Annotated in this window: 20 protein-coding genes; 8 read left to right on the top strand and 12 right to left on the bottom strand. The window is 65.2% G+C overall.

What is annotated here, in order from left to right; all coding sequences use genetic code 11:
• Positions 1–67 precede the first annotated feature (67 nt).
• Positions 68–1171: an NAD(P)/FAD-dependent oxidoreductase gene (locus HU230_RS39020; protein ID WP_176533671.1), complete on the top strand. Its 1104-nt coding sequence runs from the start codon at positions 68–70 to the stop codon at positions 1169–1171.
• A 93-nt stretch (positions 1172–1264) separates the two neighbouring features.
• Here the strand turns inward: HU230_RS39020 and HU230_RS39015 are convergent, their stop codons facing one another.
• Complete coding sequence (locus tag HU230_RS39015) at positions 1265–1450, bottom strand: YdcH family protein (RefSeq protein WP_050422666.1); 186 nt, start codon at positions 1448–1450, stop codon at positions 1265–1267.
• 240 nt (positions 1451–1690) lie between these two features.
• Between HU230_RS39015 and HU230_RS39010 the strand changes: the two genes are divergently transcribed.
• The 3 genes from HU230_RS39010 to HU230_RS39000 all read left to right on the top strand — a co-directional run bounded on the left by HU230_RS39010 (position 1691) and on the right by HU230_RS39000 (position 2554).
• Positions 1691–1897: a YdcH family protein gene (locus tag HU230_RS39010; RefSeq protein WP_029085523.1), complete on the top strand. Its 207-nt coding sequence runs from the start codon at positions 1691–1693 to the stop codon at positions 1895–1897.
• A 177-nt stretch (positions 1898–2074) separates the two neighbouring features.
• Positions 2075–2284: a hypothetical protein gene (locus HU230_RS39005; RefSeq protein ID WP_176533672.1), complete on the top strand. Its 210-nt coding sequence runs from the start codon at positions 2075–2077 to the stop codon at positions 2282–2284.
• A gap of 18 nt (positions 2285–2302) precedes the next feature.
• Positions 2303–2554: a hypothetical protein gene (locus tag HU230_RS39000; RefSeq protein WP_050422668.1), complete on the top strand. Its 252-nt coding sequence runs from the start codon at positions 2303–2305 to the stop codon at positions 2552–2554.
• Positions 2555–2557: 3 nt separating this feature from the next.
• Here the strand turns inward: HU230_RS39000 and HU230_RS38995 are convergent, their stop codons facing one another.
• Positions 2558–3274, bottom strand: a complete 717-nt coding sequence (locus HU230_RS38995) for a GGDEF domain-containing protein (protein ID WP_176533673.1) — start codon at positions 3272–3274, stop codon at positions 2558–2560.
• A gap of 145 nt (positions 3275–3419) precedes the next feature.
• On the opposite strand from HU230_RS38995, the gene purE reads away from it, so the two are divergent.
• Complete coding sequence (purE, locus tag HU230_RS38990; RefSeq protein ID WP_176533674.1) at positions 3420–3908, top strand: 5-(carboxyamino)imidazole ribonucleotide mutase; 489 nt, start codon at positions 3420–3422, stop codon at positions 3906–3908.
• Entirely contained in the window at positions 3905–5008 is a 1104-nt protein-coding gene (locus HU230_RS38985; RefSeq protein WP_176533675.1) for a 5-(carboxyamino)imidazole ribonucleotide synthase, read from the top strand. The genes purE and HU230_RS38985 overlap by 4 nt, the downstream gene beginning before the upstream one ends.
• 178 nt (positions 5009–5186) lie before the next feature.
• On the opposite strand, the gene aqpZ is transcribed toward HU230_RS38985, so the two are convergent.
• Positions 5187–5909 carry an aquaporin Z gene (aqpZ, locus tag HU230_RS38980; protein ID WP_176533676.1) on the bottom strand — a complete coding sequence of 241 codons (723 nt, stop codon included), beginning with the start codon at positions 5907–5909 and terminating at the stop codon, positions 5187–5189.
• A gap of 264 nt (positions 5910–6173) precedes the next feature.
• Between aqpZ and rpsU the strand changes: the two genes are divergently transcribed.
• Together rpsU and HU230_RS38970 are read left to right on the top strand one after the other, a co-directional pair.
• The gene (gene rpsU / locus HU230_RS38975) at positions 6174–6470 is read left to right on the top strand and encodes a 30S ribosomal protein S21 (protein ID WP_021078544.1); all 297 of its coding nucleotides are present in this window, start codon (positions 6174–6176) and stop codon (positions 6468–6470) included.
• 113 nt (positions 6471–6583) lie between these two features.
• Positions 6584–7243 carry a tetratricopeptide repeat protein gene (locus tag HU230_RS38970; protein WP_176533677.1) on the top strand — a complete coding sequence of 220 codons (660 nt, stop codon included), beginning with the start codon at positions 6584–6586 and terminating at the stop codon, positions 7241–7243.
• Between the two features lie 73 nt (positions 7244–7316).
• Here the strand turns inward: HU230_RS38970 and HU230_RS38965 are convergent, their stop codons facing one another.
• The 9 genes from HU230_RS38965 to HU230_RS38930 form a co-directional block, all read right to left on the bottom strand.
• Positions 7317–8225, bottom strand: a complete 909-nt coding sequence (locus tag HU230_RS38965) for a hypothetical protein (protein WP_176533678.1) — start codon at positions 8223–8225, stop codon at positions 7317–7319.
• Positions 8226–8486: 261 nt separating this feature from the next.
• On the bottom strand, positions 8487–8771 hold the full coding sequence (locus tag HU230_RS38960) for a cupin domain-containing protein (RefSeq protein WP_028340624.1): 285 nt from the start codon (positions 8769–8771) through the stop codon (positions 8487–8489).
• A gap of 115 nt (positions 8772–8886) precedes the next feature.
• Positions 8887–9984 (bottom strand): calcium:cation antiporter, encoded by a 1098-nt coding sequence (locus HU230_RS38955; protein WP_176533679.1) that lies wholly within the window; start codon positions 9982–9984, stop codon positions 8887–8889.
• 54 nt (positions 9985–10038) lie between these two features.
• Positions 10039–10857, bottom strand: a complete 819-nt coding sequence (locus HU230_RS38950; protein WP_176533680.1) for an alpha/beta hydrolase — start codon at positions 10855–10857, stop codon at positions 10039–10041.
• Between the two features lie 16 nt (positions 10858–10873).
• Positions 10874–11008: a hypothetical protein gene (locus HU230_RS43740; protein WP_275948969.1), complete on the bottom strand. Its 135-nt coding sequence runs from the start codon at positions 11006–11008 to the stop codon at positions 10874–10876.
• Positions 11009–11056: 48 nt separating this feature from the next.
• Positions 11057–12454 carry an NAD(P)(+) transhydrogenase (Re/Si-specific) subunit beta gene (locus HU230_RS38945; protein ID WP_173638198.1) on the bottom strand — a complete coding sequence of 466 codons (1398 nt, stop codon included), beginning with the start codon at positions 12452–12454 and terminating at the stop codon, positions 11057–11059.
• A 43-nt stretch (positions 12455–12497) separates the two neighbouring features.
• Positions 12498–12815, bottom strand: a complete 318-nt coding sequence (locus HU230_RS38940; RefSeq protein ID WP_016841609.1) for a proton-translocating transhydrogenase family protein — start codon at positions 12813–12815, stop codon at positions 12498–12500.
• Between the two features lie 11 nt (positions 12816–12826).
• Positions 12827–13951 carry a Re/Si-specific NAD(P)(+) transhydrogenase subunit alpha gene (locus tag HU230_RS38935; protein WP_176533681.1) on the bottom strand — a complete coding sequence of 375 codons (1125 nt, stop codon included), beginning with the start codon at positions 13949–13951 and terminating at the stop codon, positions 12827–12829.
• Between the two features lie 142 nt (positions 13952–14093).
• Entirely contained in the window at positions 14094–14246 is a 153-nt protein-coding gene (locus HU230_RS38930) for an aa3-type cytochrome c oxidase subunit IV (RefSeq protein WP_097676083.1), read from the bottom strand.
• Positions 14247–14492: the final 246 nt, after the last annotated feature.

Here is a 14492-nt window from a genome sequence, read left to right as displayed (position 1 = left end):
GCTGAACGATGTTGGCGGCGACGGCACGGGCCTGGCTGCGCGGAAATGTTCGGATCTGAAGGACGAGATGGACAGGGTTGATTGTGTGGTCGTCGGTGCGGGGGTGATCGGCCTCGCGGTGGCGCGCCGGCTGGCACAGGCCGGCCGCGAAGTGATTGTGATCGAGGAGGCCGAGGGGATCGGCACCGTCACCTCGTCGCGAAACAGCGAGGTGATCCACGCCGGCATCTACTACCGGGCCGGCAGCCTGATGGCGCGGATGTGCGTCAGCGGCAAGCGGGCACTTTACCGTTACTGCGCCGAGCACGGCATCCCGCACAGGAATTGCGGCAAGCTGATCGTCGCCACCACGGCCAAAGAGACCGAAAAACTGCAGTCGATCCGGGCCCATGCCGAGGCCAACGGCGTCGACGACATGCGGCTGTTGTCCGGCGAGGCGGCCCGCGCGCTGGAGCCGGCGCTGAACTGCGACGCGGCGCTGCTGTCGCCCTCCACCGGGATCATCGACAGCCATGCCTACATGCTGGCGCTGCGCGGCGATGCCGAGGCGGCCGGAGCGGCATTCGCCTTCCATACGCCGCTGCTCCACGCCAGGGCCACGGCCAACGGGTTCGAGATCGAGGCCGGCGGCGCGGCGCCCATGACGCTGGCCTGCGATCTCCTGGTCAATGCCGCCGGCCTCGGCGCAACGGCCGTCGCGCGCAACGTCGAGGGCATGCCGATCGAGTTGATTCCAACGGCCTATCTGGCCAAGGGCAATTACTTCAGCTGCAGCGCCAGGGCGCCGTTCTCGCACCTGATCTATCCGGTGCCGGAGCCCGGCGGGCTCGGCGTGCACCTGACGCTCGACCTGGCCGGACAGGCGAGGTTCGGCCCCGACGTCGAATGGATCGATCACATCGATTATGCTGTCGACCCTGATCGGGCCGAGCGATTCTATCCGGCGATCCGGAAATACTGGCCGACCCTGCCGGACGGGGCGCTGATGCCGAGCTATTCGGGAATCCGGCCCAAGATCGTGCCGCCGGCGGTCGCGACCCAGGATTTCCTGATCCAGGGACCGGCTGATCACCGCGTCGCGGGCCTGATCAACCTGTTCGGGATCGAATCGCCCGGACTGACATCATCGCTCGCGGTCGCCGACCATGTCGGCGAGCTGGCGGAGCTCTGAGCAAATGCAGCATGACCTCCCGGGGGATGCGCGCCGCGGCGTTCATCCCTCGGTGAAAGGCCAGATCATTTGCTAATTTGCGGAGGAACCGGCTTAGTGGACCGTGTCGTCGGCGGAAAGTCTCAACCGCTCGATTTGGTCCTTGACCATCAACTTGCGGCGCTTGAGCTCGCAAATGTGGAGATCGTCTACGGAGGGATGAACGAGCGCTTCGTGCAGTTCGTTCTCAAGTATTTTGTGCTTACGCTCCAGCTCAACGAGATGGGCCTGTATTGCCATTGCGAACACTCCTCGGTGCGTTAAACCTCAGGTTCGATCCGGACCAATAAGTCTACACGAGTGGGCGGTGCTGTCGATAGGGGACGCGAAATGCCGCACGCACTCATTTCGGTTTATCTGTAACTAATCGTGACTATGGAACCGGTTCGGCTTGCGCCGCGCGCGCTCAGGGAGGATATTCCGGCGAGCGACTGCTTCGGTCGCAACAACCTCGTCGTGCTTACCAGTCAATACACAACCATGAACGATCAGGATGAGCGCGAACTCCACGCCGAGCTTGCGCGTCTGCAACAAGAGCACCGCGACCTCGATGCCGCGATCGACGCGCTGCATCAATCGCCGGCGCCGGATCTCTTGATGCTGCAACGCTTGAAGAAGCGGAAGCTGCAATTGCGCGACCGCATCGCCTTCATCGAAGATCAGATCACGCCCGACATCATCGCCTGACACCCGCCTCGGCGGCCCGCAGGTACAGATCCGGTGGCGGTTTTCCCCGTCATCCACAGCGCGTCATTGGCTTCACGTTCGCGGCACGGACACAGGTGTGCCTTTGGGCGCTTGACTCTAAAAGAACAAAATAAGAACATACCGATCCAGCCGCCAGCCATCAGAGGGAGTTTCGCCATGTCCGCACCGCCTTCCCAGCCCGACAACAGCCGCTACGAGCAGGCCTGCGATCAGGCGATTGCGATGTGCGACGGCAACCTGCGCAGCACCATCAAGGCGCTGATCATGGCCAACGAATATCTGGAAGCCGAGCTCGAGGAATTGCAGGCCGCGATCGCGGCCGGCTGCGTGCCGGCGCGAACCCATGCGGCGAGCGACGCCGCCTGATCTTCAGGGAGCACAGCAATGGCTGACGTGACCTATTACGTGGCGCTGCCTTTCATGCAGGACGACGACGGCACGCCGGTCGCGGGCAGTGCCGAGGAATGCCAGAGCTCGGCGATCGCGCTGCGCCGCGCCGAGACGATGTCGCGGATGCCCGGCAGCATCGGCGCCGTCGCGTTCAGCCGAACCGGCGATCCCGCGATCGGCGAATTCGGCGATGCCAAGCTGCTGCGAGCCTACGGCAATGTGCCGGAGGATCTGAGCGCGCTGTAATTTTCAGGATTCATGGCGCCGCTGCGCCTTGCGCACATACATCGCACGATCGGCCTCATCGAGAACGCGATCGGCATCCGAATGCGCGGTGAGGATCGCAACGCCCGCGGAAGCGCCCGCGGAGACCCGGCTGCCGCGGAACACGAAGGTCAGGCGGTCGATCGCCTCTTCCAGCGCAGCCGCCTTGGCGCGGGCATCGGTCTCGCTGAGATTCCACAGCAGCACCGCAAACTCGTCGCCACCGAGACGGCCGATCACGTCGGAGGCGCGCACCTGGTCCGATATCGCGGTGACGATCGTCTTCAGCACCTCGTCACCTGCCGCGTGCCCGAAGGCATCGTTGATCGGCTTGAGCCGGTCGACATCGAGCACGATCAGCGCGCCGGAGGCCTGATAGCGCTTGATGAAGGAGAGCGAACGGACGAGCTCGCGCTCGAAGCCGCGCCGGTTCAGGATGTCGAGCAGGAAGTCGGTCTCGGCGGAGGCTTGCAGCTCCTCGATCCGGGCCTGAGCCCGCACCAGCTGCGCCCGCAACCTGCGGATGGTGGATTTGTCGCCGGACGCGACCGCGCGCCGCGTGGAAGCTTCGGTTCCAGTCCCTTTGGTTCCGCTCCCTTTTGCTCCAGTCCTGCCCGGTGCGGATTTGCGCGCGGCGGGCGCGCCTTTTCGTCGTTTTGCCGCCCCGGAGGCCGCCGCCGTGGTCTTCTTCTTCATGCGCATCCTTGTTGAGGCCTGCTTATGAAGGCTTGCCGGGATTCACCAAGACAGGATAGTCCATTCTAACTCCCTTGCCACGCCTTGGATGACGCCCGGGCCGCCCCTATAATCGGCCTATGCGTTTGGATTCCTGCACAGAATTGAAGAGATGACCGCTCCGATCGCCATCATCATGGGAAGCCAGTCCGACTGGGAGACCATGCGCCATGCCGCCGAGACCCTGGCCGCGCTGGGCGTTGCCTGCGAAACGCGCATCGTTTCGGCGCACCGCACCCCCGATCGGCTCTATGCCTTTGCCAAGGGCGCCAAGGCGGCCGGGCACAAGGTGATCATTGCCGGCGCCGGCGGTGCCGCCCATCTGCCGGGCATGACGGCCGCGCTGACGGAGCTTCCGGTGTTCGGGGTTCCCGTCGAGTCGAAGGCGCTGTCCGGCGTCGATTCGCTGTACTCGATCGTGCAGATGCCGGCCGGCATCCCGGTCGGGACGCTGGCGATCGGCAAGGCCGGAGCGATCAATGCCGCGTTGCTCGCGGCGAGTGTGCTCGCGCTCAACGATCCTGCATTGTCGGCCCGCCTTGCGGCCTGGCGCACGCAGCAGACCGATGCGGTCAAGGAGCATCCGGAGGGCTCGGCGTGACGGCTTCGAACCTCGTGAAGCTGAAGCCGGGCGACACCATTGGAATCCTCGGCGGCGGACAATTGGGCCGGATGCTGGTGCTTGCCGCCGCGCGCCTCGGGCTCCGCTGCCAGGTGTTTTCGCCGGATCCGGACTCGCCGGCCTTCGACGTGGTGCAGAACGCGACCTGCGCGGAATATGCCGACGTCGAGGCGCTCGAACTGTTCGCCAACGACGTCGACGTCGTCACCTATGAATTCGAGAATGTCCCGGCCGCGACCGCGATGGTGCTCGCCGCACGCCGTCCGGTCCTGCCCGCACAGAAGATCCTCGAGACCACGCAGGACCGGCTGATCGAGAAGGATTTCGTCAGCAAGCTCGGGATCGGCACTGCCGATTATGCCGACGTCTCCTCGGTCGCCACATTACGCGCAGCGATCGAACGGATCGGCCTGCCCGCCGTGATCAAGACCCGCCGCTTCGGCTATGACGGCAAGGGCCAGGCCATCATCCGCGCCGGCGACGACCTCGAGCAGGTCTGGCAGGACCTCGGCACCAAGTCGGCCATCCTCGAGGCGTTCGTGCCGTTCGAGCGCGAGATCTCGGTGATCGCGGCCCGCTCGGCTTCCGGCGAGGTCGAGTGCTTCGACGTCACCGAGAACGAGCACCGCGACCATATTCTGAAAATTTCCCGCGCGCCGGCCGCGATCCCCGACGAGCTTGCGGCGCAGGCGCGGGCGATCGCCGAAAAGATCGCCGCGGCGCTCGACTATGTCGGCGTGCTCGCGGTGGAGATGTTCGTGGTAACAGGCACGGACACACCGACGGTGCTGGTCAACGAGATCGCGCCGCGCGTGCACAATTCCGGCCACTGGACGCTCGACGGTGCCTCGATCTCACAGTTCGAGCAGCACATCCGTGCGATCGCCGGCTGGCCGCTCGGCAAGCCGGTGCGCCACGGCGATGTCACCATGACCAACCTGATCGGCGACGACATCCTGAGCTATGAGCAGTGGCTCACCGTTCCCGGCGCCACGGTACATCTGTACGGCAAGGGCACGCCGCGCCCCGGCCGCAAGATGGGGCACGTCACCGAAGTGACGCCGGCCCGCAAGCCGTAATTCCACACCGGCAGCCGCTGGCCGCCTTCGCGCCATCGATGGAAATGGGATCGTGGCAACCACGATCCCATTCGAGCATCGGCTCTGACTGAATCAGAACCGATGCTCTAGCTTTGTGCTTTGACGCGTTTTCTTCAAGCGAACCGGCGTCCACTTCGCTCGAAAACGCTCCAGCAGATCACGCGGCCTTGACGCCGGCGACGACACCGGTCGGCTCGTCGCTGAGCCAGCGATAGATCACGCCGCCGAGCGCACCGCCGATCAGGGGCGCGACCCAGAACATCCAGAGCTGCCCCAGCGCCCAGCCGCCGACGAACAGAGCCGGCCCCGTGCTGCGCGCCGGGTTCACCGAGGTGTTGGTGACGGGAATGCTGACCAGATGGATCATCACCAGCGCGAGGCCGATGGCGAGCGGCGCGAAGCCGGCGGGCGCCTTGCCGTGGGTCGATCCCATGATGATGAACAGGAACATCATGGTCATCACCACTTCGGTGATGAAGCACACCACCATGCTGTAGTGGCCCGGTGAGTGCGCGTCATAGCCGTTGGACGCAAAGCCCTTGGTGACATCGAAGCCGGGCGCGCCGCCGGCGATCACATACAGCAGCCAGGCCGCGATGATCGCGCCGGCGACCTGCGCGATGATATAGGGCAGCACCTGGCCGCCGGGGAAACGCCCGCCCGCGGCGAGCCCGACCGTCACGGCCGGGTTGAGGTGGCAACCCGAGATATGGCCGATCGCATAGGCCATGGTCACCACACTCAGCCCGAAGGCCAATGACACGCCGACCAGGCCGATCCCGACCTGCGGAAAGCCGGCCGCGATCACCGCGCTGCCGCAGCCAGCGAATGTGAGCCAGAACGTACCGATCAGCTCGGCCGCGTATTTCTTCATGTCCATGTGGCATCTCCCCTATTTCCAATGTCCGGGTTATCTGAAACTCCGGGAGCGGCCCCGATCCTGGCGCCAAACCACCCAAATCAGGGCCGCACGAAGGCATTTTCGCCCCATTTCGTGGCTTTACTAGGCCCGAAAGTCACTCGACCGGTGGACATCTGCGCGTTTGTCTGATACATGCGCGCGCCTGGGGTTAAGAGGCAGGCCTTTTGCCGCCGCTTTACCTCGCCAGAATTCCGAACCGATCAATTCAAAAGAGGATGCCGCGTGCAGGTTCTCGTCCGCGATAACAATGTCGACCAAGCCCTGAAGGCGCTGAAGAAGAAGATGCAGCGCGAGGGCATTTTCCGCGAGATGAAGCTCCGCGGTCACTACGAAAAGCCCTCTGAGAAGAAGGCTCGCGAAAAGGCCGAAGCCGTGCGCCGCGCACGCAAGCTGGCGCGCAAGAAGCTGCAGCGCGAAGGCCTGCTGCCGATGAAGCCGAAGCCGGTGTTCGGCGCTGGTCCCGGTGGCGACCGTGGCGGCCGTCCCGGTGGTGCAGGCGCTGGTCGCGGACCGCGCTGAACCGTCTTGCCGATATGGAAGTCTGACAGCGCGGGCCACGGGCCCGCGTTGTTTTTTTGAAGCCAGCCGTGTTCCGGGGTACCCATGCAAGACGACCGGCGAGAGCACTTTGCATGATGGCCGTTCCGGCGCTCCGCTCCCCGCTCCCAGAAGCTGCGCACCGCCGTCGTGCGGCGCACCTCGTCATCATGGCCGTGGTTCTCGGCCTGCCGCTCGGGGGCTGTTCCTTCGACTTGGGTTCATGGGGCTCGGACGACAAGCCGAAACAGGCTGCCGCTGCGGACAAGCCTGCTGCCGACACCATCACCCCACAGGACATCAACAGCGCCAAGGATCACGCCACGCGCGGCCAGGTGCTGGCGCATTCCGACAAGGTCGATGAGGCGCAGGCGGAATTCGAGCAGGCGCTGACCGCCGACCCTTACAACATCCAGGCGCTGTACGGCCGTGGCCTGATCTATCAGGGCCGCGGACAACATCAGCAGGCGATCGACGATTTCACGGCGGCGAGCGGGCTGTCGCCGCAAAAGGCCGAGCCGCTGGTCGGCCGCGCCACCAGCTACCTCGCGCTCGACAAGGCCAAGCAGGCCGCCTCCGACCTCGACGAGGCCGTGCAGGCCGATCCCAGCAATGTTGCGGCGTGGAGCGCGCGCGGCCAGGCCTATGAGCGGCTCGGCGACAAGGCCAAGGCAGCGGCGTCCTACAATCGCGCGCTCGCGCTGCGGCCAAATGACGGAAGCGCGCGCAGCGGGCTGGCACGCACCGGCGGCTAGCACGCTTTCGAACAAAGCGGATACCGCTTCGCTCGAAGCAGATGCGTCGAGAACGATAGATCCGTGCTGCGCGTTACTTCGGCAGGACGGCGTGGAACATCGACTTCATGCCGGAGAACATGTCGTCGGTCACCGACGTGCGCTCGTTCTTCGGCGCCGGCATCGCAGCGTCGGCGCGCAGGTCGAGCGGCGCCTGCAGCACCGGGACCGGTATGTCGGCCGGCGGCGTCAGCCGATTCGCATCCTGGGCATTGGGCGCGTAGGGCGGACGCGGCTGCGCGGCTTGATCGGCATTGTCGCTGGACGGGTTCGACACCATGATCGGCGGCGGCAACGGCCGGATCGCCGGGGCTGCCGCCGGACGCTGCTGGTCAGGCAGGCGGGCGAGGTCAGTGCTGCGAGCGTCCTGGGAGCGCACGGCGTCCTGGGAACGCGCAGCGTCCTGCGGACGCTCCTTGCGCAGACGCTCGATGGCGGCACGCGCAAGATCGTTGGCATCGCGGGCTTCCTCCGGCGTGACGGCGGACTCGACCGGCGCCGCGGCGGGCGCAGCCTTCGCGACCGCCTTCGGCGCTGCCGGATGATGGCGCGAGTCGGCCGGGATGCTGGCCGTCTCGGCCGGCGCATCAGCTTTGGTGTCGGCAGCTTTGGTGTCGGCAGATTTGGTATCAGCCGCTTTGGGATCGGCGGGCTTCTCGGTGACGGTGGCCTTCTCCGACGCCGACCGCTCGATCAGGGTGCGCTCGGACATACCCTTGGCCTTCACGCCGGCTTCCGGGAGGCTGCTGACCACGGTGGACTTTTCGGCGGGCTTGGCGGCGGCTTTCGGATCCGCCTTGGGATCCACGGCGGCGGTCACCGCTGCGGCATCCGGCGCTTGCGGCTTGGCCACGATGTAGTGATTGACGATGTACGCCCCGATGATGGTCGCTGCCACCGAGGGTAAGATGTCCATCACGAATTTCTTCAGGTAACTCAGCATGACCTGCCACTCCCCACCCCGTTATTTCATGCTGGAACTTTGAGGCACATTCAGGGATCAACTGCGACGGATCGGTGGCAAACCCCCGTTCCGACGTCACCTTTGGTGTCACTTTGGTTTCAGCCGGAGGCGCCCCCTGCGTAGGCCGCATCCGTCTTCTAGATCATCGTGCAGCCGTTAACGGCTTATGAATTTCCACAGCCCCGCGGACTCGGACCTGCCATTCGGCGCGCGCAGGGTTCCTTGCAGGGTTGCGCCGCGTCAGGGCTTGAGTTCGACCTCGAGGAACACGATCTCGCTGGCCGTCTCGTTAAGCACGTCGTGCTGCACCCCGGCCTTGCGGAAATAGGACTTGCCGGCCCCGAGCTGTGCCTTCGAGCGCTCGCCGTTCGGCGCCACGATGGTCATTTCGCCTGCCGTGATCGGAACGATGACGTAGTCCATCTCATGGGTGTGGTGGCCGGTGGCACTCCCCGGCGCGAGCCGCCATTCGGTCACGCGGACCTCCGCCGTATCCACCTGCACATCCGATTTGGCACTGAGCATCGTCACTTCTCCACGAAAGCGTTTTCAAGCGAAGTGGATACCGGTTCGCGTGAAGAAAACGCGTCAAAACAAGAATCTAGAACCCCGTTCCGATTCAATCGGGATGGTAAAGGCTCTAGGGGACGAAAACCATGAATACGAACACAGCGAACACCACCATGTGAACGAGCCCGAACAGGATGTTGGTGCGGCCGGTTCCGAAGGTGAGCATGCTGACCATGAAGGTGAGCAGCAGGATCAGCATATCCTGGTTGCTGAGCCCAAGCACCAGCTGCTTGTCGAGCACCGAGGCGGCAACGGCCACCGCGGGAACCGTGAGCCCGATGGTGGCGATCGAGGAGCCGAGCGCGAGGTTGATGCTCTTCTGCAGGTCGTTCTTGCGGGCGGCCGACACCGCGGCAACGCTCTCCGGCAGCAGGATCAGGGCCGCCACGACCAGACCGGCAAAGGCCGGCGGCGCGCCGATCTTGACGGTGACGACATCGACCACCAGCGAGAATTTCTTGGCCAGCAGCACCACCGCCAGCAGCGAAACCAGCAGCAGGGCAACGCTGATCGCCGTCATGCGGTCCGACATCACCTCGCCATGCGCCGCCGCCTCATTGGCGCCGCTGACGAAATAATCGCGGTGGCGGATGGTCTGGGTGTAGAGGAACACCGCATAAAGCAGCAGGGTCACGACGCTGATCACGGCGAGCTGGGCCGTAGAGTAGATCGGGCCCGGCGCGGTGAGCGTGAAATTCGGCATGTCCAGGGTGATGGTCGCGAGCACGAACAGCACGCTGAGATAGAGATTGGCGCCGGTGATCTGGAAATCCTGCTCGCGGTAGCGGATGCCGCCGATGAAGATGCAGAGCCCGACCAGGCCGTTGCACACAATCATCACCACCGCAAACACGGTATCGCGCGCCAGGGTCGGCGCCGGCGTGTCGCCCAGCATGATGGTCGAGATCAGCGCGACCTCGATGACGGTCACAGCCAGCGTCAGGAGCAGCGTGCCGAACGGCTCGCCGATCCGCTCGGCAATCATCTCGGCATGGTGGACGGCTGCAAACACGGTGCCGAACAGGATCACCAGCAGCACAATTGCGAAGATCCAGCCGGGGGCCGACGGCGCGAAGCTGTAACCGGTGGCCGTGACCGCCGCAAACAACAGCACCGCCAGAACAGGATACAGCCAGGCCGACCGTGGCATCGGTCCGTGTGCGCTCATCGTGGGATCCCCTCGCTTCCGGTGATGCGATTATGCGATAGACAATTGCCCCCGTCAGCCTCTTGCGGCGTCGATAAACGGCCGCGCCGTCCCCATCGCACCGAAATCGTCGAGATTGTCGTGCGCGCCACCGGGCAGTCGCACAAACTGCTTGGGCTCATGGGCGAGGCTGAACAGGCGCTCGCCGAAACGGATCGGGATCACCGGATCGTCGGTGCCATGCATGATCAGGAGCGGCGCCGTGACGTCGCTGATTCGCCGGTCGGAATGGAATTGATCCCGCATCAGCAGGCTGACCGGCACATACCAGAAGTGCGCGCCGGCGACGTCAACCGTCGAGGTATAGGGCGCCTCCAGGATCAGTCTGCCGACCGGATGTTCGGCGGCGAGCGCGACCGCAACGCCGGTGCCGAGCGAGAATCCCCAGACCACGATCTGCGCGGGACGGTAGCGCGCTGTCGTGAACGCGTAAGCCACTGCTGCGTCCTGCAACAGGCCCTGCTCGCTCGGAGAGCCGCTCGAACCGGCATAGCCGCGGTAGGACAGCGCCACCAGCCCGGTGCCGTCGGCCGCGATGGCCCTGAAGCGCGCCACCCGCCCGGCAAGGAAATCGCCATTGCCGGGAAAGAACAGCACGACGGGCCGGCCGGGCTTCGCCGGCACGTGCCAGACGATGACCTTCTCGCCGTCGGCCGTGGTCAGGACATTCTCCTCCGCTTCAGGAAGGCCGGCGGCTGCGGGCGCCGTCCGCCCGACCGGCGGGATCGGAAACAGCAATTCGCGCTGCTTGACGTACAGCACCGCGAGTCCGCCGAGATAGACGACGGCCGCGGCGATCATGAGCCATTTCAGGATTGCGAGTGCCAGCGCCATATCACCGGTGCCGCAGCTATGTCTTGCCGCGGAGCTTGAGCAGCTTCTCGACGTCAACCTTGATGCTGTCGGGGATCAGCCGGCACGCGCACGCCACCGCATGCGCGACATGCCACTTGATGCGCTGCTCGCGCGTAGCCCGGGGCGGCATGCGATGGTCTCGATGCCACTCCCGGTTCAGCGCCATTCGCCGCGTGCCTTACATCGCCTTGACGATGTTCTCGGTGACCTTCTTGGCGTCGCCGAGCAGCATCATGGTGTTGTCGCGGTAGAACAGCGGGTTGTCGATGCCGGCATAGCCTGAGGCCAGCGAGCGCTTGATGAACATCACGGTGCCGGCCTTCCAGACCTGCAGCACCGGCATGCCGTAGATCGGCGAGGTCTTGTCCTCTTCGGCGGCCGGGTTGGTGACGTCGTTGGCGCCGATCACGAACGCGATGTCGGCCTGGGCGAACTCCGAGTTGATGTCCTCGAGCTCGAACACCTCGTCATAGGGCACGTTGGCCTCGGCCAGCAGCACGTTCATGTGGCCGGGCATGCGGCCCGCAACCGGGTGAATGGCGTACTTCACCTCGACGCCTTCCTTCTTCAGGAGGTCGGCCATCTCGCGCAGCGCGTGCTGGGCCTGCGCCACCGCCATGCCGTAGCCGGGCACGATGATGACCTTGGAGGCGTTCTTCATGATGAAGGCGGCATCGTCCGCCGAGCCAAGCTTGGCGGGCTTCTGCTCGCCCGAGCCGCCGCCGGCCGCCGCGGTCTCGCCGCCGAAGCCGCCGAGGATCACCGAGATGAACGAGCGGTTCATCGCATGGCACATGATGTAGGACAGGATCGCGCCCGACGAGCCGACCAGCGCGCCGGTGATGATCAGCGCCGAGTTGCCGAGCGTGAAGCCGATGCCGGCCGCGGCCCAGCCGGAGTACGAGTTCAGCATCGAGATCACGACCGGCATGTCGGCGCCGCCGATCGGGATGATCATCAAGACGCCGAGCGCCAGCGCGATGATCGTGATCAGCCAGAAGTCGAGCGCGCTGCCCGACATCACCAGGCCGACGATGAAGAACACCAGCGCCAGTGCCAGCACGATATTGATGACGTGGCGGAACGGCAGGATGATCGGCGCGCCGCTCATCCGGGCCGACAGCTTCAGGAACGCGATCACCGAGCCGGTGAAGGTCAGGGCGCCGATCGCGACGCCGAGCGACATCTCGACCAGGCTCTGCGGATGGATGTTGCCGGGCGTGCCGATGTCGAACGCCTCGGGCGCGTAGAACGCGCCGGCCGCGACCAGCACCGCGGCCATGCCGACCAGCGAATGGAACGCGGCGACCAGCTCCGGCATCGAGGTCATCGGCACCCGGCGCGCAATCACGGCACCGATGCTGCCGCCGATCGCGATCGCGACGATCACCAGGAGCCAGGCCACGCCATCGGCCGGCGGATGGCTCGCCAGCGTGGTGGCGACCGCGATCGCCATGCCGATCATGCCGAAGAAATTGCCCTGGCGCGACGATGCCGGGCTCGACAGGCCGCGCAGCGACAGGATGAACAGCACCCCCGCCACGAGGTACAGAACAGCAGCCAGATTGGCGTTCATCTCAGGTCCCCCTTTGTCTTCGTCACCCCGAGGTGCACGCCGCTCACTTGGCTTTCTTCTTGTACATCGCCAGCATGCGCTGGGTGACCAGGAAGCCGCCGAAGATGTTCACGCAGGCGAAGATCAGCGCCACGAAGCCGAAGCCGCGGGCCCAGCCCGAGCCGCTCGACACCATGCCGACGCCGACCGCGAGCAGCGCACCGACCACGATCACCGAGGAGATCGCGTTGGTCACGCTCATCAGCGGGGTATGCAGCGCGGGGGTCACCGACCACACCACGAAGTAGCCGACGAACACGGCAAGAACGAAGATCGACAGCCGGAACACGAACGGATCGACGGCCTGCGCGAGATGCTCCATGGCTTCTCTCCTTACTTCGGCTGGAAGTTGGGATGGATGACGGCGCCGTCCCTGGTCAGCGCGGTGGCCTTCACCAGCTCGTCGTCCCAATTGACCGCGAGCGCCTTGCTGGCCTTGTCGACCATCGTCTCGATGAACGAGAACAGATTGCGCGCATACAGGCTCGAGGCCGAGGCGGCGACCCGGCCGGCGACATTGGTGTAGCCGACGATCTTGATGCCGTCGGTCTCGACCACCTCGCCAGGCCTCGCGCCCTCGACATTGCCGCCACGCTCGACCGCGAGATCGACCAGCACCGAGCCCGGCTTCATCGATTTGACCATCTCGCCGCTGACGAGCTTCGGCGCCGGACGGCCCGGGATCAGCGCGGTGGTGATCACGATGTCCTGCTTCTTGATGTGCTCGGCGGTCAGCGCGGCCTGCTTGGCCTGATACTCTTTCGACATCTCCTTGGCGTAGCCGCCGGCGGTCTGCGCGTTCTTGAACTCCTCGTCCTCGACGGCGAGGAATTTCGCACCCAAGCTCTCCACCTGCTCCTTGGTGGCGGGCCGCACGTCGGTCGCGGTGACGACGGCCCCGAGCCGCCGCGCGGTCGCGATCGCCTGCAGGCCGGCGACGCCGACGCCCATCACGAACACTTTGGCGGCCGGAATGGTGCCGGCCGCGGTCATCATCATCGGGAAGGCGCGGCCGAACGCCTCGGCGCCCTCGATCACCGCGCGGTAGCCGGCGAGATTGGCCTGCGAGGACAGCACATCCATCACCTGGGCGCGGGTGATGCGCGGCATCAGCTCCATCGCAAACGCCGACACGCCGGCATCGGCCATCGCCTTCAGCGCGGTCTCGTTGCCGTAGGGATCCATGATCGCGATCACGAGCGCACCGCGCTTGTACTTCGCCAGTTCGGAGGCCTCCGGCCGCTTCACCTTGATGATGATGTCGGCATCCTTGAGCGCATCGGCGCTGACGGTGGCGCCGGCCGCGACAAGCTCCGAATCGGGCAGCCCCGACTTGACGCCCGCGCCCGGCTCGACCGCGACCTCGGCGCCCAGCGCCTTGAACTTCTTGATGGTATCGGGCGAAACCGCAACCCGCGGCTCGGACGCATCGATTTCCTTGGCAACGGCGATCTTCATGGGCCCTCCGGCGGCGCGAGCGGCGCACGCGTCTTCAAACTAGCGTTATTTTCGCCAGATTGGATACCCGGTTTTTCCATCCGGGTTTCGACAGGAATTCCGGCACCGCCGCGGGACGGCGATGCCGCTAGCCGATCAGGGATCAGACCAGGAAATAGGCCATCAGAGCGAGGAGGATGGCGACGCTGATGGTGCCGTATTTCACCAGCACGAGAAACCCTTCATAGGTCTGCTCATGCGCCACGTAATCGTTGCCGTCGGCGGTCGTATAGGCCACTTCGCTATGGTCTGCCATCGCTGTCCCCAGTCAGAAATTCGCGTTCTGCGAGCCATTACCGCAAACAGGTTGGCAGGGCAACGGCGTGGTCCCGATCAGGCGATTTGAACCGCAAATCGTCCCCGATTCACCCCTCGAGCGACGGCCTGCGGCCGCCCCTCGGGCAGGAGCGATCTCCCAAACGCGGGCGTCACGGGACGATCATGCCGTGAGGCGCAAAAAACGCTGCGCGAATCTGACCCGAGCGAGCCGGAAGGCCGATGG

The organism is Bradyrhizobium quebecense, from assembly GCF_013373795.3.
Lineage (GTDB): Bacteria > Pseudomonadota > Alphaproteobacteria > Rhizobiales > Xanthobacteraceae > Bradyrhizobium > Bradyrhizobium quebecense.
Note: the sequence above shows the minus strand (reverse complement) of the source record. Positions and strands in the feature narration are given on the sequence as shown.